Genomic DNA, 21,993 nt, shown 5'->3' on the forward strand with positions numbered 1-21,993 from the left:
AGAAAGACTCCTTTCTAGGGTAGATGGATGCGGATGATATCGTCTTTTACCGTGTACTGCATATCGGGGCGTTTAGTCAGGACGTATGTCTCCAGCTCCTGAATGGTGGGGAAATCGTTCAGCAAGGGATTAGGCCCAATAAAGCAGCGGGCATCATCGATCAGGATGACATGGTTGCGAACGGGATGCTCCAAAATGCTGTCGAGCTCCTGCAGGATCGGAGTATCCTTGCTGCCTTTTGCCGCCTCGGCAGACAGGGGAATGTAGTGACCATCCAGCCAGAACAGGCAAGGCTTTTGGATCGTCGAGAGGAGGGCGGGCAGTTTCTCTGCGCTGTCCCCGTAGAGGAGCTTGACGTTAGGATCAGCAGCAAACTTTTTCAAGGCGGACCAAAATAGAGGATAATTCAGTTCGATGGAAAAAACCTGCTGAAAATAATGCTTGGTAGCTTGGATCATGGCCCCCTGAAATGTTCCTGTTTCGATCAAGGTATCCAGCGAAAAGCGTTGACCGTATTCCAGCACGGCTCCTACCTTTACGTCATAAGTGGGAGACTCCAAAACCCAGAAATCCCAGGTCTCCTGGGCGCTTAAAGGATAGGGGATGCGGTGTTCAGAACGCCATACCCGCAAGATTTCATCCATTCGTGATGTCGACATCAGGTACCTCCTTTACCCGCCTTGAGGACGGAGTACAGATTGAAAAACAGCAAGTGTATGCCGTGCGCAGGCATCCCAGGAAAAGCGGGAGGCTTGCTGCGTTCCTTTGGCAATCAGGTCTTCCCGAAGGGCGGGATCCGACATGGCGGCAATCTTTACAGCGATGTCTTCCGGGACATGAGGGTCGAAAAGGAGAGCAGCTTGGCCTACAACCTCCGGAATACTCCCTGCGTGGGAACAGGTGATCGGAATTTTGGAGCGCATGGCCTCGACCAAGGGAATGCCGAATCCTTCAAATAGCGAGGGGAAGCAGAGGAAGGATGCGTTTCGATAAAGCGAGGGCATCTCCGCTTGGGGAATGTAGTTCAACCATTTGATCTGATCCCACATTTGGTGCTGGGTGATGAAATTGATCACGGTTTGATGCGCTTCCTGAGGGAAACCGGTGAAGACCATGTTCACCCTGTAGTTGTAGGTGCGACGCAGGATCAGCAGGGCTTGCAGAAGATTGATGTGATTTTTATGTCGCCAGGTATTGGCGGGGTAGAGTCCGTATTGTACAGGCAACTGGTATTTATGGCGAAATTGCTGATCGAGTTCTGGCTGAACAGGCAGGGAAAATTCCGCGGATGCGTCCAGATGAATGCTGTGCACTTTATGGGACGGCAAATGAAACTTCTCGATGATTGATTTGCGGGAGAATTCGGATAGGGTAAGCACGGCACTGCTCTTCTGGGCTGAGGACTGATAGTTGTCTTTTCGCCATTGCAGCACAGGAGGATCAAAAAACTGGGGATAGAATTCATGCTGAATATCAGGAATGTTGATGACACTGGGAATCGTAACATCGGACGGCTGCAGCACCAGCAAGGGACAGAACCAGAGATCGAGCCGCAAGTGCTGGATTTGCTGGTGGAAAAGGGAGTGCGCTGCCGATATATCCCGGAATAAAATCTTGTGCAAATATTGTCCTTCAGCGAAGGTGTGATAGTTGTGACTGCTCAAAAACAGGAACCATTCATGCCCCTCGTTGTTCCTCTGCGAAAAGTCAATCAGATTGCGTACATACTGTTCCATCCCGCCTATTTTTCCAGGGATGACAGCGAGAAGATTGACGCCGATTCTCAAGTCCTCTCCCTCCCGTCAGATAGGCTTTGCCTGTACCAGGCGATGGTTTTCTGCAAACCGGCATGAAGCGGAGTAGATGCCTCGAATTGGAAAAGGGCCTTGGCACGGCTCACATCCAGCCTGCGTCTAGGTTGTCCGTCCGGCCGTGTTTTGTCCCAGAGAATCTCGCCGCCGTAGCCGCTCTCTTCCTTGATTAACAACGCCAGCTCGCGAATGGTCATCTCTTCCCCCGAACCGATGTTGACGGGTTCCGGCCCGTCATATCGCTCGGTAGCCAGCACAATCGCACGTGCGGCATCCTCTACATAAATAAACTCGCGGGTCACTTCACCGCTGCCCCACAGCAAAATAGTCGGCTCATGGTTCGTCTGGGCCTCCACACATTTGCGAATGATTGCGGGAATGACGTGGGAGGTTTCCAGATCAAAGTTGTCATGCGGTCCGTACAAGTTGACGGGCAGCAGGAAAATCGAATTAAAGCCGTATTGTTCACGATAAGCCTGCGCTTGCACGAGCATCATCTTTTTTGCCAGGCCATAGGGGGCATTCGTCTCTTCGGGGTATCCGTTCCATAAATTCTCTTCGGAAAACGGTACAGGGGTAAACTTCGGATAAGAGCAGATCGTCCCGATTGCGACGAACTTTTCTACGCCAAACAATCGGGATTGCTCCAGCAGTTGGGCACCCATCATCAGGTTATCGTAAAAAAAGGAACCGGGATTTTTTTGATTGGCCGCAATCCCTCCGACTACCGCAGCCAGGTGTATGACGATTTCAGGGCGATAGGTTTCAAGCATGTGGATGATCTCTTTCTCTTTGCGTAAATCAAACTGCTTTTTGCGCGGAACGAAGATATGCTCACAGCCAAGCTGGGAAAGCTGCTCCACTACATGCCGGCCCAAAAATCCTGCTCCGCCAGTCACAACGATTCGTTTTTGTGTGAGATCGATCATCTTGGAAATGTACACCTTCCTTTCTTGCGGATGCTCACAGAATGGGGGAGGGATGTCTGTTTTGTTTGATCCATTCGCTCAAGGGGTTGCTCCCTTGCAGAAAATGCTGATAGAAGCTGTATTCCTCTTCAGAGAGAGGCTGGATTTGATCAACCAGGTAGCTTACCGTCCGCTTGTTTTGATCGGGGAGCGGATCTTCTTTGACAATTTGCCGACTCGCGATCACGTCTACGTAGCACGTGGGATTGTTCGATTGAATCGGAATTTCCATCGTAAACACATGATCTGCGTCGGTATGAACGCGCACATCTGCCTGTTGCCCTTCCACGAGAGCATGAAAATGCATCGGGTGCATGGAAGGGGGATAAGAGCCCTTGATCACCAATGTATGAAGGGGACAAGACGAATCCACATGGAAGTGCATACGCATATAAGGCGGAGCCCATAAGTCGGCAAATCGGTTGGAAGATGCTAGAGACGGTGTAGAGCCGAATAAACGATGGAATTTGAACAAGTCGAGAAACCAGAAGACACCTTTATCCCGATAGGTCTTCAGAAAGTGGAGCAACCACTCATTGGCGACTGTGCCAAAGTGCCGCATGCTGGTCTTCACGATTTCCGGAAAACCGACGTCGATCAGGCTGGTTACGGATTTGCACTTGTCATGCAGGCGGGAACTGGCCAGATAGTCTTCGATGCAACCGATCGGGTATTTGGCTGAAATACGGAGCCACAAGTCATAATCCATGCAGAAATGTAGATCCTCATCGACACCGCCTACTTCCTCGAAGATCGATTTGCGAATGAACGCCGTAGGCTGGCAGATAATGCAGTGAGTAAACATCTTTTTTCGATCAAAGGGAACCCACGGATATTTGTACATAATTTTGTTTGCTTCGTTGATGTGCAGCCCTTTTCCATACACCATCGACCAGTCGGGATGCTTCAGTAAACTGTCTACGGCTTTTCGCACCGCTTGGGGAAAATAAGTATCGTCTGAATTCAGCCAGCCGATGATTTCCCCCTTCGCCATTTTCAACCCTTTGTTGATGGCGTGGGATTGGCCGCCATCTGGTTCCGATATATAGCGGAAGCGCTCCCCCAACTGACTGTACTGTCGCAAAATTGCCTGCGTACCGTCCGTAGACGCTCCGTCAACCACGATATGCTCGATCCGAGGATAATCCTGACGCAGCACGCTTTCGATGGTTTGTTTGATAAAAGCTGCCTGATTGTAGGACGGGGTAATAATCGAGACCAATGGCATGGAATGGTTGTTCAACATCTCTCCCTCCCTGAATGTTGTCGTTTGCGTAAAAGAATACGCCAGTAATCGAGGAGATCTTCCATTGTTTTGGCAAAAGGGATTTTTGGCGCCCATCCTGTTTTGCTGCGAAACGCAGAGGAGTCTCCGAGCAATGTATCCACATCAGAGGGGCGAAGGCGGTCGGGATCCACTTCGACAGTCACCTGAACATTCGTAAGGGAGAGAAGAATTCGCAGGACTTCTTCAATCGTATAAGTAGAACCGGATGAGAGATTGTAAACTTCACCGGGTTCGCCATGTGTTGCAGCAAGCCAGTATGCCTGCACGATATCGCGTACATCTGTGAAGTCTCTTTTGGCTTGCAGATTGCCGACGAAAATTTTGGGCGGCTGTAAACCAAGCTCAATTTGGGCGATCTGTTTGGCAAAATTGGAGGTCACAAAATGCTCGCCTCGACCAGGTCCCGTGTGGTTAAAGGTTCGAGTGCGGATGATCGGCATCCCATAGCTTTGATAGTATTGATAGCCAAGAAAGTCTTGTGCGATTTTGCTAACCGCATAGGGATTGAGAGGACGCAGCGGGTTATCTTCTCTGATCGGTGTCTCGTGGGGAAAGACCAGACCGTATTCTTCGCTTGAGCATGCGATATGGATGCGGCAGGAGAGATCCAGCTTGCGGACAGCTTCCAGCAAGTGAATCTGGCCGACGAGATTGTTCACCATTGTCTCGGCGGGAGAGTTCCAGGAGGTAGGGACAAAGCTTTGTGCTGCGAGATGAAAGATCAGGTTGGGCCGAATTTCTTCAAGCATCCGATGGACAGAATGAGGGTCCCTCAATTCACACTCGACGAGATGGATCTGCTTTGTAATCGGTTCAAGCAGCTCCATGCTGCTGCGCACCCGGTAGGTGCCGCATACCTCGACATCCCCGCGAGAGAGAAGATATCCGGCTAGGTGACTACCGGCAAATCCGGTAATTCCCGTAATCAATGCTTTCAATGAACAACCACCTCCCCGTAGGGCTTCCAAGCGGTAAATCAACGAATCATTCTAGCTATTCATATGGTTTGCCAAGGAACATGCCACGGCACCAGCCTTTTGACGGGCTGACTTTTGGCAGATGCGGATGGCGCCATTGCAGTTGCGACATAGAATAAGGCAACGATGAGACAAGGAGGCAGGAGATGGGCCAAATCAACAGCTTTGAAAAGAAGGTATTTTCGCAAAATGGTGAGGATGGAGTGATTGAAGAGCTGTTCTCCAGGATCGGTACAGTCAATCGCTTTTTTGTAGAGTTTGGGGTCGAGGATGGCATGGAATGCTTGACTCATAATCTGTGGGTTCATCATGGATGGTCAGGTGTGCTGCTGGAAGGAAGCCAATTTCATTACCGAAATCTTGCAAATAATATCGCTCCGTATCCTCAGGTTCGGGCCAGTCAGCAATTTGTCACGCGCGATAATATCGGCCAGCTGTTTCGAGAGATGGCAGTTCCCGTCGAATTCGATTTTTTATCGATCGATATTGATGGAAATGATTACTGGGTGTGGCAAGCACTCGACGCCTATCAGCCGCGGGTAGTCGTGATCGAGTACAATGCATCCTATCCTCCGCCACAAAACATGGTCATCCCCTACCAGGAAGATTTTTGCTGGGACGGAACATCGTATTTTGGAGCCAGTCTGTGCTCGCTCACGACATTGGGCAAGAAACTGGGCTACGCTTTGATCGGTACAGATTCCCAAGGGGTAAATGCGTTTTTCCTGCGCAAAGATCTTCTGGATGTAGCCCAATTTGCAGAACTTTCCCCCGAATCAGCGTATCACCCCCCAAACTATGGCCCGGATAACGGGGGCCATCCGCATCGCAGCGGCCCGATTCTGGACATCTAACCCTCCGAAGGATGTTCGAGCAGTTTTTTGACGTCGACTTTTAACTGCTCCAGCTTTTGGGAGGCTTCCTTGTGGGAGTCTCCGACCGTACCGAGATATAGCTTTAGTTTTGGCTCTGTCCCCGATGGGCGCAGACAGAACCAGGAGCCGTCTTCCAACAGAACCTTGAGCACATCAGACCGAGGCAGCGAAAGAGGTGTGCGATTCCCTTTTGCCAAGTCCTCCATGCTTCCTGTCAGATAGTCCTCTATGCCAATGATGCGCATACCGGCGAAAGATGGAGGCAGATGCCTGCGCAGGGAAGACATCAACTCCTTCATGATTTGGATGCCTTGCACTCCTTTGAACGTTTTGGTTTGCAGGTCCTCAAGGTAGTAGCCGAATCGCTCATACAAGTTTTGCAGCGCGTCGCCAAGACTCTCGTTTTTCGCCTTGTGGTAGGCGCACAGGTCTACGAGCAGCAGGGCGCTTTGTACGGCATCCTTGTCGCGAACAAAATCTCCGATCAGGTATCCGAAGCTTTCTTCATAGCCGAATAGAAACACATAATCTCCACTTTTTTTGTACGCTGTTATTTTTTCACCAATGTATTTGAAGCCGGTCAAGGTATCTTCCGTTTTGACGCCAAAATCAGCGGCGATTCGCCTGCCAAGTTCAGACGTAACGATGGTTTTTAAAACGATGCCATTCGGTGGCAAGCTCCCTTTGGTACGTTTTTGACGCAGCACATCATATAACAATAGCGCGCCGATTTGATTGCCTGTCAGCGGCAGATACGTCCCGCCGCTTTGTTTGACCCAGACCCCAAGTCGATCCCCGTCCGGATCAGTGCCGATTACCAGATCAGCAGCTGCTTGGATCGCGTACTGCAAAGCCAGATGGAACGCTTCTGGTTCCTCGGGGTTCGGGGAAGAAACGGTGGAGAAATCAGGGTCGGGCAAAGCCTGCTCGGGAACAGTCAGCACGTGATGATAGCCAAAGTCCGTCAAGCCTTTGGAAATGACTTCCCCGGTTGTCCCATGCAAAGGAGTAAATACGATGTTCACTGCATCCTTGGCAGACTGGGACAATTCGGAATGCTGACGAATGCTGCTTACCTGCTGGAAATAAGCGTCCACGATCGTGTCGCCAATACGCAGCAGCATGCCGCTTTGCAGCAGGCTTTCTTCATCGGCTGTTTGAATCGCCAATTCATCTCCAGCTTCCTGGATCAGGGTGAAAAGTCGGGAAGCGGTGTCGGGCGTGATTTGTGCACCGTCAGCATCGTATACCTTTATTCCGTTGTAGTTGGCCGGATTGTGGCTGGCAGTGATTACGACACCCGCAGAAGCAGCCAAATGACGGACGGCAAAGGATAGAATCGGCGTTGGCATGATCCGTTCAAAAAGATAGATGCGTATTCCGTGATTGCCCAATACTTTGGCGACTTCACGGGCGAACGTTGCAGATTGGTGCCGGGAGTCGAAGGCAATCACAACACCGGCTTTTTTCGTTTGCTCTCCCTGGACGGAGAGGTAGCGGGCAAGACCTTCCGCCGTTTTGCGGACCGTGTAGAGATTCATGCGATTGATGCCAGGACCTAATTCTCCACGAATTCCTCCTGTTCCGAATTCCATATATTGGTAAAAACAATCCATCAGCAAAGATTCATCTGATTCAAGGGCGTGCAGATCTCGACGAAGATGATCGTCCAGATTGGGAAAGTCACGCCAGCGCTGATACGCTTTTTTCCAGTCTTCCTTCATGGCTAAGCCCCCTCCGGTCAAGGGTAAGTAGATCAAATCACCTTATTCGATACTTTATTGACAACCTGGAAAATGCGTGCGGGCGAAGGAACAATCAGCCAGTCCTAACATATACAAGATGGTAGAGGGAAGAATGAGTTGGGGGGAAGCCGATGAAAACAGCTTTTATCACGGGGATCACCGGTCAGGATGGAGCCTACTTGGCCAAATTTCTGTTGGAAAAAGGGTATCGGGTCATCGGACTGGTCCCCCGCCGGAGCACGTCCAATCTTTGGCGCCTGGAGTATTTGCAGATTGCTGATGATGTGGAATGGAAAGAAGGCGACTTGCTGGACCTCTCCTCGCTGAGCCGTGCGATCAAGGCGGCCAAACCTGATGAGGTCTATAATCTTGCGGCCCAGAGCTTTGTCGGATCATCCTGGGAGCAGCCCATCCTGACAGCACAGGTGACGGGGATGGGAGTCTTGCATGTGCTGGAGGCCATTCGCGAGACGGATCCCGGCATTCGCATGTACCAGGCGTCCTCAAGCGAGCTGTACGGACTGATCCAGGAGCCGCAGCAATCGGAGAAGACGCCGTTTTATCCGCGCAGTCCCTACGCTGTATCCAAGCTCTTTGGCTATTGGATGACCAAGAACTACCGCGAGAGCTTCCACATGTACACCTGCAACGGAATCTTGTTTAATCACGAATCTCCCCTGCGGGGACCGGAGTTTGTCACCCGCAAAGTGACGCAGGCAGTCGCCCGAATCGCCACGCAAAAACAAAAAGAACTTCGCTTGGGCAATATTCACGCGAAAAGGGATTGGGGATTTGCAGGTGATTTCGTCGAAGCCATGTGGTTGATGCTGCAACAACAAAAGCCGGAAGATTACGTAATCGCTACCGGCAAGACAACGACCGTAGAAGAAATGTGCAAGGTCGCTTTTGATTACGTCGGCTTGAACTACCTGGATTATCTCGTGATTGACCCGGATCTATACCGGCCAGCCGAGGTGGACGTTTTGCTCGGCAATCCAGCCAAAGCGAAAAGGGAACTGGGCTGGTCCCCCAAGACCACCTGGGAAGAACTGATTCATATGATGGTGGAAGCAGATCTGCAGAGAATGGGAAAATAATACGGAATAGGCACCTCACATCCCTGAAGATCCGGGAATGAGGTGTTTTTTTTGGTTGTTTAAAAATGGGTGATCCTATTTTCGGAAAAACGGGTTATAAAAACGAAAAATGTTACCCTATTTTCGTTGAGTTGGCAAAGAGAGAGGAGCTTCAGCCCAGATAAAAAGTATATTTTTAGATTTATCCCAAGTTTGGCACAATAGTTGCTTGTTCTCCACTTAACAAGGATTCCAACCAACCTCAAAAAGGAGACTTGTTATGAATGTGGTAGCAAACGTATACCGGGGAGACCAAATGGAAAGCTCTCATCTGGGTCACATCGCAGTAGTGGATCAACATGGCAACCTGCTTTACTCTTACGGTGATCCCGATCGACTCACTTTTGCCCGATCCAGCATGAAGCCCCTACAGGCAATTCCGATCATCGAAACAGGTACAGCAGATCGATACCAGTTGGAACCGGCGGACCTCTCACTTTGTTGTGCTTCGCATAGCGGAGAGCCGCGCCATCGTACGCGGGCGATGAGTATGCTGGAACGTGCAGGGCAGCCAGAAGCGACTCTGCAATGCGGCACCCACGTTCCTCGTCACGAGGAGAGCTACAAGGAATTGATTCGGGCAGGCAAGTCGCTGACACCTGTGTACAGCAACTGCTCCGGCAAGCACGCGGGCATGATCGCCACGGCCACACATATGGGAGAGGATGTTGCGAGCTATCATTTGCCAGAGCATCCTGTCCAGCAGCGAATCCTGGATGTCGTAGCGGACATCACTGGTTATCCGCGCGAAAAAATCACCTTGGGAATAGACGGGTGCGGCGTACCGGTTCATCGTCTGCCGCTTGTCAATTACGCCTGGGCCTTCGCCAAGCTGGCCAAGCCGGAAGTCATCGACAATCCAGTTCGTCAACATGCTGCGAGAAGGATTGTAGAGGCGATGGTAGCCCATCCCGAGATGGTTGGGGGGGAGAGCCGCTATTGTACAGATCTGATGAATGCATTCGGCGGCAGAATTTTCGGGAAAGCAGGCGCTGAATCCGTCTACTGCCTCGGGGATCGCGAGCGAGGCATTGGCATCGCGGTCAAGATCGAGGATGGCGGTGCACGCGCCATCTATCCGGTGGTCAATGAAGTGCTTCGCCAATTGGGAATTGGCGTGGACGGGGCGCTGAAGACTCTTCATGCCTATACGAATCCGCCTATTACCAACATGAGTGGCAGTGTCGTCGGCCGTGTCGAGACGACATTCCAGCTGCTGCAGGAGAATCGGTCGATTTGTTAATAAATGGCCTTCTACACAGGGATGCCATTTGTTATATGCTTTTTATATGAAAAGGGGGAACATGCATGAAGATGAAAAAAGGATGGAAGGTGCTTAGCACTGCGGCCCTTCTCGCGGTCATGGTCGTCACTGGCTGCAGCCAAACGGCGGCTCCAGCGCCGCAAGATGCTGGCAGCAACGGCAATGCGGGTGCCGCTCCGCAACAAGAGCCTGCGGGACAAGCTGACATGACCGCAAAACTGCGGCTCAACCTGAAGACAGAGCCGCCTTCCCTCGATCCGCCAAAAGGCTTTGACAGCACGTCCAACGAGGTTCTGAACGCTACGATGGAGGGCTTGGCGCGCCTTGATCAAAAACATGTGCCACAGCCGGCGATGGCAGAAAAATGGAGTGTCAGCGAAGACGGCAAAACCTATACCTTCACGTTGCGCGATTCGAAATGGTCCAATGGTGATCCCGTCACCGCTCATGACTTCGAATTTGCCTTCAAGCGTATTCTCGACCCGAACAATGCCTTCCCATCTGCCTTCCTGGCATACTACATCGAAGGTGCGGAAGCTTACAACAAAGGAGAGGGCAACGCGGACGGAGTGCAGGTCAAGGCATTGGATGACAAGACCCTTGAAGTAAAACTCGCGGCGCCAGCCGGTTATTTCCTCCATATTATCACCCAGCCTACTTTCTTCCCTGTCAACAAGAAAGTGGTAGAGAGCAATCCGAAATGGGCAGAAAACGCTTCTTCCATCGTAACCAACGGACCGTTCAAAATGGAAGATTGGGTGCATGATCAATCTGTCAAAGTAGTCAAGAATGACGGTTATTGGGACAAGGATTCCGTGAAATATGCGGGCATCGATTGGGTCATGGTCAACGATGAGAACACCCAGTACCAGATGTACAAAACAGGACAGCTGGATATGATTCAAACCGTTCCAATCGATCTCAAGGCGAAGCTGATCGAATCCGGAGAGGCAAAAGTAGAGCCGGAAGCAGCGATCTATTACTACCGCATGAATACCCAAATGCCTCCTTTCACCAATGCGAATATCCGTAAAGCATTTGCACTTGCCCTTGATCGCAAGCTGTTGATCGAGAATGTCGTCCAAGGAAAACAGATTCCTGCCCTGGCGCATGTGCCGATCGGTTTCCCTGAGCCGGATGGAACGGACTTCCGTGAAAAAGGCGGCGATTTCTTCAAGGATAATGATGTCGAACAAGCCAAGGCACTGCTGAAAAAAGGGATGGAAGAAGAAGGCTGGACGACATTGCCGCCAGTCACCATGACGTACAATACAAGCGATACCCATAAAGCGATCGCACAAGTGATGCAGGAGATGTACAAGAAGAATCTCGGCGTTGACGTCAAGCTGGAAAACAAGGAATGGAACGTATTCCTCGCAGAGCAGCGCGCTCGCCAGCTTCAGTTCTCCCGCTCCACCATTCCTGCTGATTATGGTGATCCAATCAACTTCCTGGAGCTCTTTGTAACGGATCATCCTGGCAACCGCATCAACTACAGCAATCCAGACTATGATGCGCTCGTAGCGAAAATCCGCAACACGGCAGATGAGAAAGAGCGCTTCGGCCTGATGCATGAAGCGGAATCCATTTTCATGAATGACATGCCGCTGGTTCCGGTCTACTTCAATACGAAGGTGTTTATGGATCAACCGAACATCAAAGGTATTTTGCGACACCCTGTAGGTACGCTCGACTATAAATGGGTGGAGATTGAGAAGAAATAGTAAAATAGGTGAAGACAAGGGTCTGCATGAGAAGCCCTTGTCTTCACTTTACCTCGTGGAGCGGATGGAATGGAGAAAAAAAGTGTCACCTTCATTGCAAAAATGGATGAATTCTTGCACTCTGCTGTCAGCCAGTGCGTGGAATTGGGTGTGTCCGATGACTTTCATATCGAAGGCATACGCGTCGATCAGCTTGCCTTCAGGCCCATCGCAGAAGGATCACTCGTGGTCATTTCTTCTCCGAGCCTTGAGGGCATGGTAGAGTCCTATCTGCCACAAGGAAGCAAGATGATTATCGCGAAGCGGATGTTTTCCTATCAGAACCTTCGCGGCATGCTGGAGATTCCCAAAGGGATCAAAGTCCTATTGGTCAGCGATACCCCCGAAACGGCATACGATAACATCGAATTGATCCGCGCTTCCGGACTGGATTTTGAGTTGTATCCGTACTATCCCGGAGCAGATTATCCGAAAGATATCGAGATTGCCGTGACGCCAGGAGAAGCGGAGCATGTACCGCCGCATATTCGCAAGGTCGTCGACATCGGTTTTCGGGTTATCGATCTGTCTACGTGGCTCGCCATTTACACGCATTTTGACAATGACAATTTCCAAAAAGTGACAATGCGCATCATGCAGTCGCTGGTGTACATCACGAAAGAACTGAACAATGAGATTCAACATGCCCATCTGCTGAGCAAGTATTTGGAAGCCATCGTCAATGGGATCGAGGATGCCGTGATTGCTTGCGACGAAGAGGAAATTATCCGTTTTATCAATCAAAAGGCGATCGATTCCCTCAACCTGCGCGGTGCCAGCATCGTCGGAGAGAAGGCAGCTGTCAGCCTGCCATCCGATTTTTACCATCTGCAGCAGCAATGTGAAGAGAATGAGGATATTTTGGTGGATTGGGCGAACAAGACCTATTTTTTTCGCAAGACGCACATCTTTATGGAAGGTCGCTTCCTGGGCAGCTTGCTGCTGTTCCGCCAGGCGGTAGAGATCGAAAAGCTGGAACATGATTACCGAATGCGTCTGTACAGCAAAGGACTGGTGGCAAAATACCAGTTCGATGATATCTACGGAGAAAGTCCCTCCTTTCAAAAAGTCCTGCAAATCGCCCGCAAGATTGCCAGAAGCAATTCAACCGTTCTTTTGCTGGGAGAGACGGGGACGGGTAAGGAATTGCTCGCCCAAGCTATCCACAATGCCTCGCCGCGGCGCAGAGAGCCCTTCGTCGGCGTCAATTTCGCCGCTATTTCCGAATCCCTTCTCGAAAGCGAATTGTTCGGGTATGAGGAAGGCGCCTTTACCGGTGCACGAAAAGGGGGCCATATCGGCTGGTTTGAGTTGGCTCACAAAGGAACCATCTTCCTCGATGAGATCGGGGATGCGAGCGGTGCTATCCAAAATCGCCTGCTGCGTGTCCTGCAGGAGCGGCAAATCATGCGAGTGGGCGGCAATAAGGTCATTCCCACCGATATCCGCGTCATTGCGGCCACCAATCAAGATCTGAAGCAGATGATTGAGGAAGGAACATTTCGCGCTGACCTGTATTACCGGCTGAACATCCTCCCGATTCATCTGCCGCCGTTGCGGCACAGACAGGAGGACATCCCTTGGCTGGTCGACCGTTTTATCCGCAAGTACTCCTATGATCTGCGCAGACCGCCTTTCACGCTGTCGAAGGAAGCGATGAAAGCCATGCAGGAGTACGAATGGCCCGGAAACATCCGCGAACTGGAAAATGTCGTCGAGTATCTGGCGCATATTGTAGAGGATGAGGGCTTTGTTTACCAGCTGCCCTTCCTCGTCGGGAATGCAGAGACATTGGGAGACGGGTTTTCCGGTGAATGTGAGCAGCTTGTCGAGGAATACAGCAAGCGCGGCTTTTTGGAGGAGATGGTCGCCATTCTGCTGGAACTGCAGCAGGGAGGTACAGGCCGCTACGCCCTGAGCGAACAGTTGGAGGCGCATGGATTGGCGATATCCGCTCAACAGCTTCGCTATCGTTTAAAGCTATTGCAATCGAATGAGTTGATTCAAGTAGGAAAAGGACGGCAGGGAAGTAAAATCTCTTCCAAGGGAGAGCAGTTTCTCGGCTATTTAAATCGACGAAACGGGAGGGGGAATCGTCATGGGTCATAACTGGAAGGAATCGGCATATTTGAGACGAGACGCTTTTTTGGCAGATTTGCAGCGCTTTCTGGCGATCAACAGCATCGAGGATATGACGACTGCACAGGAAGGGAAGCCCTTTGGAGCAGGTGTCGCCGAAGCGTTGGAGTATATGCTCGCGCGTGGACAAGCGGACGGATATGTGACTCGCAATGTCGACGGCTACGCAGGAGTGATCGAATACGGGGAAGGTCCAGAGGAGATTGGCGTCCTGGTCCATGTGGATTTGGTGACCGTGGGGGAAGGCTGGACGACTCCCCCGTTTGAGCCGAGCATCCGGGACGGCAAAATCTATGCACGCGGCGCATTGGATGACAAGGGACCGGCGTTGGCAGCCTATTATGCGATGAACATCGTCAAGGATTCAGGCCTTCCTTTGTCTAAAAAGGTGCGGTTCATCATCGGGACGGACGAGGAAAGCGGCTGGTTGTGCATGAAGCATTTTTTGGAGAAAGAGACGCTTCCGCAGGTTGGTTTTTCGCCAGACGCTTCCTTCCCGATCATCCACGCTGAAAAAGGGCAGATCAATCCTACGCTGACGATTCCGCCAGACTCCGAAATGGCTGCTGGAGGGGGCTTGAAGCTTCTCTCCTTCGTCTCCGGCAATCAAGGGAACAGCGTACCGGATCGGGCGGTCGCTATCGTATCTGCAGATGAGCCATCCATCTTGCAGGAGATGCTCGCGAAGTGGCCGGCATTTGTGACGGAGAAATCCACGTCTGGAGAGGCAGCCATCGGCGAAGACGGGAATCTGGAACTTACATTATTTGGAATAAATGCGCACGGGATGGAGCCGCAGATCGGAAAGAATGCTGGAACAACCCTGGCTTGTTTTCTCCGCCAATTCCCGTTTGAAGGTTCGGCGTTTTCTTACATTTCCCTATTGTCAGATATCCTGCACGAGGATTTTTACGCAGAACGCTTGGGGCTTGCCTGCGAGGATGAGGTCTCTGGCAAGCTGACCGTAAACGCGGGAATCCTGCGCTACAGTCAGACGGAGGGAGGAAGCGTTCGGCTAAACATCCGTTATCCCGCTACCATATCAAAAGAGGAGCGGATCGAACGGCTAAAAGGGCGAGTGGCTGAAATGGGCTTGACTCTGGCAGAACTGCGTTCTTCTACCGCCCATTACGTCCCGAGCGATCATGTGGTCGTGCAAACGCTGTCCCGTGTCTACGAGGAACACACAGGCGTGCCTGCTGAGCTCTTGTCTTCGGGCGGTGCAACCTACGCCAAGATGATGTCGTCAGGGGTTGCTTTTGGACCGCTTTTTCCGGGGAGGGTATCCACGGCCCATCAGACGGACGAGCATATCGAGATCGAGGATCTGATGCGCGCGATGGCCATCTACGCTCAAGCCATCTACGAGCTAGCCAAGTAAATAAGGAGGGGTCACCATGTCCAACTATCTGCTGAAGCGTGTTTTGATGATGTTCCTGACCCTGTGGATCATTGTGACGCTTACCTTTTCATTGATGCATGCCATCCCGGGGAATCCGTTCGCATCCGAATCGGACCAGCTGCCTGAGCAAATTCTCGCCAATCTGCGGGCGAAGTACCATTTGGACGAACCGTTGCCTGTTCAATATGTGATGTATCTGAAAAATCTGGTGTCTCTTGATCTGGGCCCTTCGATCAAGTCGGATTCGCGCTCTGTGAATGACATGATCGCGGACGGTTTCGGCGCTTCCGCCTGGCTGGGCGGACAAGCCATTGTCGTCGCACTGATCTTCGGCGTGCTATTCGGAATTATTGCGGCGTTGAATCGCAACAGAGCGCTGGATTACATCGCCATGGCGCTGGCTGTTCTTGGTGTTGCTGTGCCGAGCTTTATTTTGGCGCCACTCCTGATCAACTACCTGGCGATCAAGCTTCCGCTGTTTCCTGTCGCCACCTGGGGGACGTGGATGCATACCGTTCTGCCGTCGCTCGCGCTGGCATTCGGTCCCATCGCGATTATCACCCGCTATATGCGTGCGAGCATGATTGAAGTGATGAATCAAAACTATATCCGCACGGCAGAGGCCAAAGGGATTCCAACCCCGCTGATTGTGATCAAGCACGGGATCCGCAACGCCATTTTGCCTGTCATTACGTTTTTGGGACCGCTGATTGCTTCGTTGATCACGGGAACCTTTGTAGTCGAAAAAATCTTTGCGATCCCTGGTATAGGCAAGTATTTTGTGGATGGCATTTTCAACCGGGATTATCCCGTCATCCTGGGAACGACGATATTTTACAGCGCGATTCTGATCGTCACGATCTTCTTGATCGATATCGCGTACAGTCTGATTGATCCGCGGATCAGGCTCACCAAGAAGGAGGGATGACGTGTGGAGATGGATCAAAGAATAGACCCGCTGTTTCGCCCGTTAACCAAGGATAATCAGGCCGCGCAGGCGATCACGAGGCCAAGTCTGAGCAATTGGCAGCAAGTAATCCGGAAATTGGTGAAAAACAAACTGGCGATGCTCGGGTTGTTCATCATCCTCTTTTTGGTCGTAATGGCATTGATCGGGCCTTTGCTTGTACCCTACAGCCACTCGGATCAAAGTCTCTTGGACCGCAACAAGGAGGTTTCGGCTGAGCATTGGTTCGGTACCGATGAGCTCGGGCGTGACATGTTTGCCAGGACGTGGTACGGTGCACGAATTTCCTTGACGATCGGAGTGGTAGCTGCCCTGATCGACCTGGTGATCGGTGTGACGGTTGGCGGAATCGCCGGATACATGGCAGGACGAGGCAAAAAAGGGGATCGGATCGACAACCTGATCATGCGCGTCATTGAAATCCTGTACGGTCTGCCGTATCTGTTGGTCGTCATCCTTTTGATGGTCGTGATGGAGCCAGGGATCCTGACGATCATCATCGCCCTGTCTGCGACAGGCTGGGTGGGCATGGCGCGGCTGGTGCGCGGACAGATTCTGCAGTTGAAAAACCAGGAATTTATCATGGCCGCACAGGTTTTGGGAGCGAAGTTTTCCCGCATTTTGCTCAAGCATCTGATTCCCAACACATTTGGCGTGATTATCGTCAATCTGACGTTTACGATTCCCTCTGCGATTTTCGCGGAGTCCTTCCTCAGCTTTTTGGGACTGGGCGTTCAAGCGCCGGCAGCCAGCTGGGGGACGATGACCAACGATGCGATGGGCGTGATATTGACCGGTGACTGGTGGCGGCTCTTCTTCCCGGGGCTGATGATTTCGCTGACGATGTTTGCGTTTAACGTGTTTGGCGACGGCTTGCAGGACGCCCTTGACCCGCGTCTGCGCGATTAGAGAGTGGAGGGAGGAAGAGAAGATGAAAGAGCATTTGCTTTCGATTGAAAATTTAAAAGTGAACTTCAAAACCTATGGCGGTGAAGTACAAGCGGTTCGCGGCGTTACCTTCCACGTCGAAAAGGGAGAGACCGTCGCGATTGTCGGGGAGAGCGGCTGCGGCAAGAGTGTGACAGCCCAGGCCATCATGGGGCTGATTCCCAATCCTCCTGGCCGCATCGTCGATGGCAAGGTCGTATTCGAAGGGACCGAGATCAGCAAGCTTCCCAAGAAAGAACTGCTGGGGATTCGCGGTACACAGATCGGGATGGTGTTCCAGGACCCGATGACCGCTTTGAACCCGACCATGAAGGTGGGAGCTCAGATCGTAGAGGGCTTTGTGCGCAGCCAGAAGGTTTCGCGTGAGGAAGCGAAAAAACGCGCGATTGAGATGCTTCGCCTCGTCGGCATTCCCGACCCGGAGCAGCGCGTCGACCAGTATCCGCACCAGTTTAGCGGCGGGATGAGACAGCGCGTCGTCATCGCCATTGCATTGGCTTGCAACCCGAAACTGGTCATTGCGGATGAGCCGACGACCGCATTGGACGTAACGATTCAGGCTCAGATCCTCGATCTGCTGAAGCAATTGCAGGAGGAGCAAGAGCTGGCTGTCGTCATCATTACGCATGATCTCGGGGTCGTGGCAGAGATTGCGCACCGAATGGTCGTCATGTATGCAGGGATGGTTGTAGAGACGGGGACGGTTGAAGAGGTGTTCGCCAATCCGCGTCACCCGTATACGTGGGGCTTGATGCGTTCGCTGCCGCGTCTCGATGAGAGCGAAAAGCAGCGCTTGATTCCGATCGAGGGAGCGCCGCCAGATCTGTTCAACCCGCCTGTCGGTTGCGCCTTTGCCGCGAGATGCGATTTTGCCATGGAGATATGCAAGCAGCAGATGCCGCCAACGAAAACGTTTGACAAAGGACATGAAGCCGCATGCTGGCTGCATGACGAGCGAGCGCCGCGCATCGATGAATTGGTTGCAGCAGGGAGGCAGGATTCATGAGTGATGTATTGCTGGAAGTCAGGGATTTGAAGAAGCATTTTTCCATGTCCTCTGATTTTGTTTTAAAAGCGGTGGACGGAGTCTCCTTTTCCATCCGCAAGGGAGAGACGCTGGGACTGGTCGGCGAGAGCGGCTGCGGCAAATCCACGTTGGGGCGCACCCTGATCCGCTTGTATGAAAATACGGACGGGGAAGTGCTGTTCAAGGGAAAAAATGTACATCAGCTGCGGGGGAGAGAGGTCAATCAGTTCAACCGTGATGTGCAGATGATCTTTCAGGACCCGCAGGCGAGCCTCAATCCGCGGATGACGGTCGAAGATATCGTAGCAGAAGGATTGGACATCCACGGATTGGGTCGCGGCAAGAGGCGTGAGCGTGTCGCGGAGCTTCTGGAGCTGGTAGGACTGCATAAGGATCATGCCCAGCGATACCCGCATGAATTCAGCGGTGGACAGCGCCAGCGGATCGGCATTGCACGTGCATTGGCTGTTGAGCCCGAGTTTATTATTGCCGACGAGCCGATTTCCGCGCTGGACGTATCGATCCAGGCGCAGGTGGTCAATCTGCTGGAGGATTTGCAGCAGGAACGTGGCTTGACCTACCTGTTTATCGCCCATGATTTGTCGATGGTCAAGCATATTTCCAACCGGATCGGCGTGATGTACCTGGGGAAAATGGTGGAGATGGCTCCGAGCGGCGAATTGTACGCAGAACCGCTCCATCCGTATACGCGGGCACTGCTCTCTTCGGTGCCGGTGCCGGACCCGACCATCAAGCGTGAGCGGATTGTCCTCCAGGGAGATTTGCCCAGCCCTGCAAATAAACCGAGCGGATGCGGTTTTCGCACCCGCTGTCCATTGGCCGTTCCGCGCTGTGCCGAGGCGGAGCCGCTGTGGAAAGAAGCGAAGCCGGATCATTGGGTAGCATGCCATTTGCTGGACATGTAGGCGCAGGAGCTTTTTCAAGCGAACATCGGCATGTCAGGCCTGTCCATAATATAGAAGCGTCAGTCCGATGGAAAACAGGACCAGCATGAGGCCGGCTTCGATCAGAAGGGATGTTCCTCTTTGGAAGAACATCTCTTTTTTGCGTTGGAAAAAAGGATCGTCCGCTTGGAACAGGTCATCCTTGAGAATACGCGGCTTGCGGAAGAAGATCTGTTTTAGCTCGCGAAATCCCTTGGTGAACACCGTAAGGAACCCGGAGCGCAGGACGATGGCGATGCCACCTGCGATGAGGAGAAAAAGGCCAAGCAAAAAGCTTTGGTTGATCGTGCTCAGAACGATGTGAGCGGGGGCTGCATACCCGACGGTCACACAGGAAAGAAGTGTGACGACAAGCCAGTAGGGAATTCTCTTCTTCATGGAAACGGACACATCCTTGCGAAAATGGGCGTGACAATGGAAACTGCCATCTTGACTGTACAGCAAAAGCACAACATTGCCAATGCTCATTCTTCACCAGCACAACGCGAACAAACCCCTCCAGCCCATCTGCAAAAAGGGCGTTGAAGGGGTGCGGTATGGGCTGCCTTTCTTAATAGGGCTGCCATCGAAGTTTTCTCGCTTGCTCAAAACGCTCTTCCACATAAGGCCAGTTGACCAGATTCCACCAGGCCCTCACGTAGTCGGGCCGCTTCTCTTTATACGCAAGAAAATAGGAGTGCTCCCACACGTCGATCGGCAAGAGCGGGATGACGTCCCATTGTGACAGGTTTTGATGCTTTTCCGCAGTCAAAATTTCGAGGCGCGAGGAGCGAGGAGACCAGACGAGAATCGCCCAGCCGGGGCCTTCCACCTTTTCTGCCGCATGGGTAAAATGCGCTTGGAAGGCAGGGAAAGAACCGAAGTAACGATCGATGGCTTGTGCCAGATCTCCTGACGGCTCGCCTCCTCCCTGTGGACTCATGGTGTACCAGAACAGCGTGTGTAAATAATGTCCTGCCCCGTTGAATGCCAATTCACGCTCCCAGTGCCGGACCAGGTCAAAATCTTGATTGGCGCGGGCCTCCGCCAGTTTCAGCTCGGCCTTGTTCAGATCATCCACGTATTTCTGGTGCAGCTTGTCGTGATGAATCCGCATGGTCTCCGCGTCGATATGCGGTTCCAGCGCATCATACGCATAAGGCAGCGGAGGCAGCGTGTGGCGGCCTATAGGGACAGGGCGGGCTACCGGGATACGCTCTCGCGATGGGCTTGGCTGGGGCCGAGTTTCCCGAACGGGCTCAAAGACGGGCTGTAGCGATGAGTCTCGAGCAGATTCCAAGATCGGGTGGTGCTGCAAGCGATCGGCTGGTTCCAATGCGGGGCGGTGTGCCGCTTCACCCAAGACCTCAAGGGCGTCTGCTTTGGCAGGGGCCGAGGCAAACAGGTGTACCTCGTCTCCATCTTGCTCCTGCTGTTGGACAAGACGTAAAAACTGATGAAATTGCTCCTGGATTTTATGCGCCTGTGAGACCAAAATCGGCAATTCGTCTGAGTCGTTTGCCCGACCCAACCGCGAAGCCTTTTTTCCAATATTCGTAAAAGACTCGTCGAATTTGTGGAGATGACGCTCCAACTCACGGTTGAGCGGCTTGTTCTTGCGCAATTGATCGACCCACTGCCGCCCCCACTGGCTCCAGTCCAGCAGTTGCCTCGTTTGATCTTCCACGCTGATCCCTCCTGTTGTTGCATATATCTCACCTTCAACGTATGACATTTGCCCAGAGAAGGTGCGGCGTTTGCGGAGTGCAAGAAATTTCAAGCCGCATATGGTAGTAGCACAGAGGCAGGAAGTGGTATGCTGTTCATTATTCACGACAACAGGGGAGACACAGCATGCAAGAAGATCAAGTGATTGCCATTATTGATTCAGGGGTAGGCGGACTTACGGTAGCCAAGGAAGTGTTTCGCCAACTGCCGCATGAGAAGATCCTGTACGTAGGGGACAATGCTCGCTGTCCCTATGGTTCCAAAACGCCGGAGGAGATTCGCGCCTGCAGCTTTCAAATGATTGATTACGTCGCGCGGACACCGTTGAAGGCACTGGTCATTGCCTGCAATACAGCTACCGCCGTGGTGCTGGAGGAGGCTCAGAACTATCTGCCGTATCCGGTAATCGGTGTGATCGAGCCGGGAGCGAGGGCGGCTGTGAAAGCGTCGCAGTCGGGAAGAATCGGAGTGATCGGGACAGAGACCACGATCCGTACCCAGGCGTATGAACGGGCGTTGCTTCGGATCCAGCCGGAGCTGTACGTCCGCGGATTGGCATGCCCGGGCTTTGTTCCATTGGTGGAAAACCATCTGGCACAGACGAAGGAAGCGTACCGAATCGTAAAAGCTACGCTGCAGCCGCTGCTTGCAGAAGAGCTGGACACCTTGATACTGGGATGTACGCATTACCCTCTGCTCGCACCGATCATTCAGGACGTCATGGGGAATAAGGTTCGTTTGATCAACTCTGCCGAGGAGACAGCCCGCGAGCTGGCGGAGCAAATCTTCCCCGCCAGGGCCAAAGCCGGGACTCATCCGGGCAAGTGCATACCCGAGCCTGTTTTTGTCACCAGCGGGGATGCCGAGATGTTTCGTCTGATCGCCGAAGAGTGGCTGGATCGTCCCGTAACGGTCGAGCATCACTCGCTTGCCGGCAGCTTTCAATCCTAAACCAGCCTTTATCTCCAGCCGCGACTTTGTACGACATTCTACGCATAAACCCAAGCCCTG

Annotated in this window: 19 protein-coding genes; 11 read left to right on the top strand and 8 right to left on the bottom strand. The window is 52.4% G+C overall.

Annotation, left to right across the window (positions count from 1 at the left end; genetic code table 11):
* Positions 1 to 14: 14 nt before the first annotated feature.
* The 5 genes from EDM58_RS26105 to EDM58_RS00910 are packed head-to-tail and all read right to left on the bottom strand — an operon-like array spanning position 15 to position 5,005.
* Positions 15 to 659 (bottom strand): hypothetical protein, encoded by a 645-nt coding sequence (locus EDM58_RS26105; protein WP_246000459.1) that lies wholly within the window; start codon positions 657 to 659, stop codon positions 15 to 17.
* Between the two features lie 12 nt (positions 660 to 671).
* Positions 672 to 1,787, bottom strand: a complete 1,116-nt coding sequence (locus EDM58_RS00895) for a glycosyltransferase family 4 protein (RefSeq protein ID WP_122911646.1) — start codon at positions 1,785 to 1,787, stop codon at positions 672 to 674.
* On the bottom strand, positions 1,784 to 2,740 hold the full coding sequence (locus EDM58_RS00900) for a GDP-L-fucose synthase family protein (protein ID WP_246000461.1): 957 nt from the start codon (positions 2,738 to 2,740) through the stop codon (positions 1,784 to 1,786). Before EDM58_RS00900 ends, EDM58_RS00895 begins: the two co-directional genes overlap by 4 nt.
* Positions 2,741 to 2,774: 34 nt before the next feature.
* Positions 2,775 to 4,025, bottom strand: coding sequence for a glycosyltransferase family 2 protein (locus EDM58_RS00905; RefSeq protein ID WP_246000468.1), 1,251 nt, complete (start codon positions 4,023 to 4,025; stop codon positions 2,775 to 2,777).
* Positions 4,019 to 5,005, bottom strand: a complete 987-nt coding sequence (locus tag EDM58_RS00910; protein ID WP_122911647.1) for a GDP-mannose 4,6-dehydratase — start codon at positions 5,003 to 5,005, stop codon at positions 4,019 to 4,021. Before EDM58_RS00910 ends, EDM58_RS00905 begins: the two co-directional genes overlap by 7 nt.
* A 185-nt stretch (positions 5,006 to 5,190) precedes the next feature.
* Between EDM58_RS00910 and EDM58_RS00915 the strand changes: the two genes are divergently transcribed.
* Complete coding sequence (locus EDM58_RS00915) at positions 5,191 to 5,898, top strand: hypothetical protein (RefSeq protein ID WP_122911648.1); 708 nt, start codon at positions 5,191 to 5,193, stop codon at positions 5,896 to 5,898.
* Here the strand turns inward: EDM58_RS00915 and EDM58_RS00920 are convergent.
* Positions 5,895 to 7,643 carry a phospho-sugar mutase gene (locus tag EDM58_RS00920; protein WP_122911649.1) on the bottom strand — a complete coding sequence of 583 codons (1,749 nt, stop codon included), beginning with the start codon at positions 7,641 to 7,643 and terminating at the stop codon, positions 5,895 to 5,897. The two genes, EDM58_RS00915 and EDM58_RS00920, sit on opposite strands and share 4 nt — an antisense overlap.
* Positions 7,644 to 7,795: 152 nt before the next feature.
* Between EDM58_RS00920 and gmd the strand changes: the two genes are divergently transcribed.
* From gmd to EDM58_RS00965, 9 genes are all read left to right on the top strand, one after another.
* A complete protein-coding gene (gmd, locus tag EDM58_RS00925; RefSeq protein WP_122911650.1) occupies positions 7,796 to 8,761 on the top strand; it encodes a GDP-mannose 4,6-dehydratase in 966 nt (321 codons plus the stop codon).
* Positions 8,762 to 9,020: 259 nt separating this feature from the next.
* Positions 9,021 to 10,043 (top strand): asparaginase, encoded by a 1,023-nt coding sequence (locus EDM58_RS00930; RefSeq protein WP_122911651.1) that lies wholly within the window; start codon positions 9,021 to 9,023, stop codon positions 10,041 to 10,043.
* 65 nt (positions 10,044 to 10,108) lie between these two features.
* Positions 10,109 to 11,788, top strand: coding sequence for a peptide ABC transporter substrate-binding protein (locus EDM58_RS00935; protein WP_122911652.1), 1,680 nt, complete (start codon positions 10,109 to 10,111; stop codon positions 11,786 to 11,788).
* A gap of 69 nt (positions 11,789 to 11,857) precedes the next feature.
* Positions 11,858 to 13,936, top strand: coding sequence for a sigma-54 interaction domain-containing protein (locus EDM58_RS00940; RefSeq protein ID WP_122911653.1), 2,079 nt, complete (start codon positions 11,858 to 11,860; stop codon positions 13,934 to 13,936).
* Positions 13,926 to 15,347, top strand: coding sequence for a dipeptidase PepV (pepV, locus tag EDM58_RS00945; RefSeq protein ID WP_122911654.1), 1,422 nt, complete (start codon positions 13,926 to 13,928; stop codon positions 15,345 to 15,347). The genes EDM58_RS00940 and pepV overlap by 11 nt, the downstream gene beginning before the upstream one ends.
* 16 nt (positions 15,348 to 15,363) lie before the next feature.
* The gene (locus EDM58_RS00950; protein ID WP_122911655.1) at positions 15,364 to 16,296 is read left to right on the top strand and encodes an ABC transporter permease; all 933 of its coding nucleotides are present in this window, start codon (positions 15,364 to 15,366) and stop codon (positions 16,294 to 16,296) included.
* A 9-nt stretch (positions 16,297 to 16,305) separates the two neighbouring features.
* Positions 16,306 to 17,244, top strand: a complete 939-nt coding sequence (locus tag EDM58_RS00955) for an ABC transporter permease (protein WP_183187386.1) — start codon at positions 16,306 to 16,308, stop codon at positions 17,242 to 17,244.
* A gap of 22 nt (positions 17,245 to 17,266) precedes the next feature.
* Positions 17,267 to 18,289, top strand: a complete 1,023-nt coding sequence (locus EDM58_RS00960) for an ABC transporter ATP-binding protein (protein ID WP_122911657.1) — start codon at positions 17,267 to 17,269, stop codon at positions 18,287 to 18,289.
* The gene (locus EDM58_RS00965; protein ID WP_122911658.1) at positions 18,286 to 19,236 is read left to right on the top strand and encodes an ABC transporter ATP-binding protein; all 951 of its coding nucleotides are present in this window, start codon (positions 18,286 to 18,288) and stop codon (positions 19,234 to 19,236) included. Before EDM58_RS00960 ends, EDM58_RS00965 begins: the two co-directional genes overlap by 4 nt.
* Positions 19,237 to 19,269: 33 nt before the next feature.
* Here the strand turns inward: EDM58_RS00965 and EDM58_RS00970 are convergent, their stop codons facing one another.
* Both EDM58_RS00970 and EDM58_RS00975 read right to left on the bottom strand, forming a co-directional pair.
* On the bottom strand, positions 19,270 to 19,653 hold the full coding sequence (locus EDM58_RS00970; protein ID WP_122911964.1) for a DUF3899 domain-containing protein: 384 nt from the start codon (positions 19,651 to 19,653) through the stop codon (positions 19,270 to 19,272).
* Positions 19,654 to 19,825: 172 nt separating this feature from the next.
* Positions 19,826 to 20,941, bottom strand: coding sequence for a superoxide dismutase (locus EDM58_RS00975; RefSeq protein ID WP_122911659.1), 1,116 nt, complete (start codon positions 20,939 to 20,941; stop codon positions 19,826 to 19,828).
* A gap of 167 nt (positions 20,942 to 21,108) precedes the next feature.
* On the opposite strand from EDM58_RS00975, the gene murI reads away from it, so the two are divergent.
* Positions 21,109 to 21,933 (top strand): glutamate racemase, encoded by an 825-nt coding sequence (gene murI / locus EDM58_RS00980; RefSeq protein ID WP_122911660.1) that lies wholly within the window; start codon positions 21,109 to 21,111, stop codon positions 21,931 to 21,933.
* Positions 21,934 to 21,993: the final 60 nt, after the last annotated feature.

Source organism: Brevibacillus panacihumi (assembly GCF_003710985.1).
In the GTDB taxonomy this organism is placed as follows: Bacteria; Bacillota; Bacilli; order Brevibacillales; family Brevibacillaceae; genus Brevibacillus; species Brevibacillus panacihumi.

Coding starts and splice junctions, on each gene's coding strand:
- EDM58_RS00955 (WP_183187386.1), top strand. CDS start 16,306: ATGGATCAAAGAATAGACCCGCTGTTTCGCCCGTTAACCAAGGATAAT.
- EDM58_RS00970 (WP_122911964.1), bottom strand. CDS start 19,653: ATGAAGAAGAGAATTCCCTACTGGCTTGTCGTCACACTTCTTTCCTGT.
- gmd (WP_122911650.1), top strand. CDS start 7,796: ATGAAAACAGCTTTTATCACGGGGATCACCGGTCAGGATGGAGCCTAC.
- EDM58_RS00950 (WP_122911655.1), top strand. CDS start 15,364: ATGTCCAACTATCTGCTGAAGCGTGTTTTGATGATGTTCCTGACCCTG.
- EDM58_RS00920 (WP_122911649.1), bottom strand. CDS start 7,643: ATGAAGGAAGACTGGAAAAAAGCGTATCAGCGCTGGCGTGACTTTCCC.
- EDM58_RS00905 (WP_246000468.1), bottom strand. CDS start 4,025: ATGTTGAACAACCATTCCATGCCATTGGTCTCGATTATTACCCCGTCC.
- EDM58_RS00930 (WP_122911651.1), top strand. CDS start 9,021: ATGAATGTGGTAGCAAACGTATACCGGGGAGACCAAATGGAAAGCTCT.
- EDM58_RS00965 (WP_122911658.1), top strand. CDS start 18,286: ATGAGTGATGTATTGCTGGAAGTCAGGGATTTGAAGAAGCATTTTTCC.
- EDM58_RS26105 (WP_246000459.1), bottom strand. CDS start 659: ATGTCGACATCACGAATGGATGAAATCTTGCGGGTATGGCGTTCTGAA.
- EDM58_RS00935 (WP_122911652.1), top strand. CDS start 10,109: ATGAAGATGAAAAAAGGATGGAAGGTGCTTAGCACTGCGGCCCTTCTC.
- EDM58_RS00960 (WP_122911657.1), top strand. CDS start 17,267: ATGAAAGAGCATTTGCTTTCGATTGAAAATTTAAAAGTGAACTTCAAA.
- pepV (WP_122911654.1), top strand. CDS start 13,926: ATGGGTCATAACTGGAAGGAATCGGCATATTTGAGACGAGACGCTTTT.
- EDM58_RS00900 (WP_246000461.1), bottom strand. CDS start 2,740: ATGATCGATCTCACACAAAAACGAATCGTTGTGACTGGCGGAGCAGGA.
- EDM58_RS00940 (WP_122911653.1), top strand. CDS start 11,858: ATGGAGAAAAAAAGTGTCACCTTCATTGCAAAAATGGATGAATTCTTG.
- EDM58_RS00915 (WP_122911648.1), top strand. CDS start 5,191: ATGGGCCAAATCAACAGCTTTGAAAAGAAGGTATTTTCGCAAAATGGT.
- murI (WP_122911660.1), top strand. CDS start 21,109: ATGCAAGAAGATCAAGTGATTGCCATTATTGATTCAGGGGTAGGCGGA.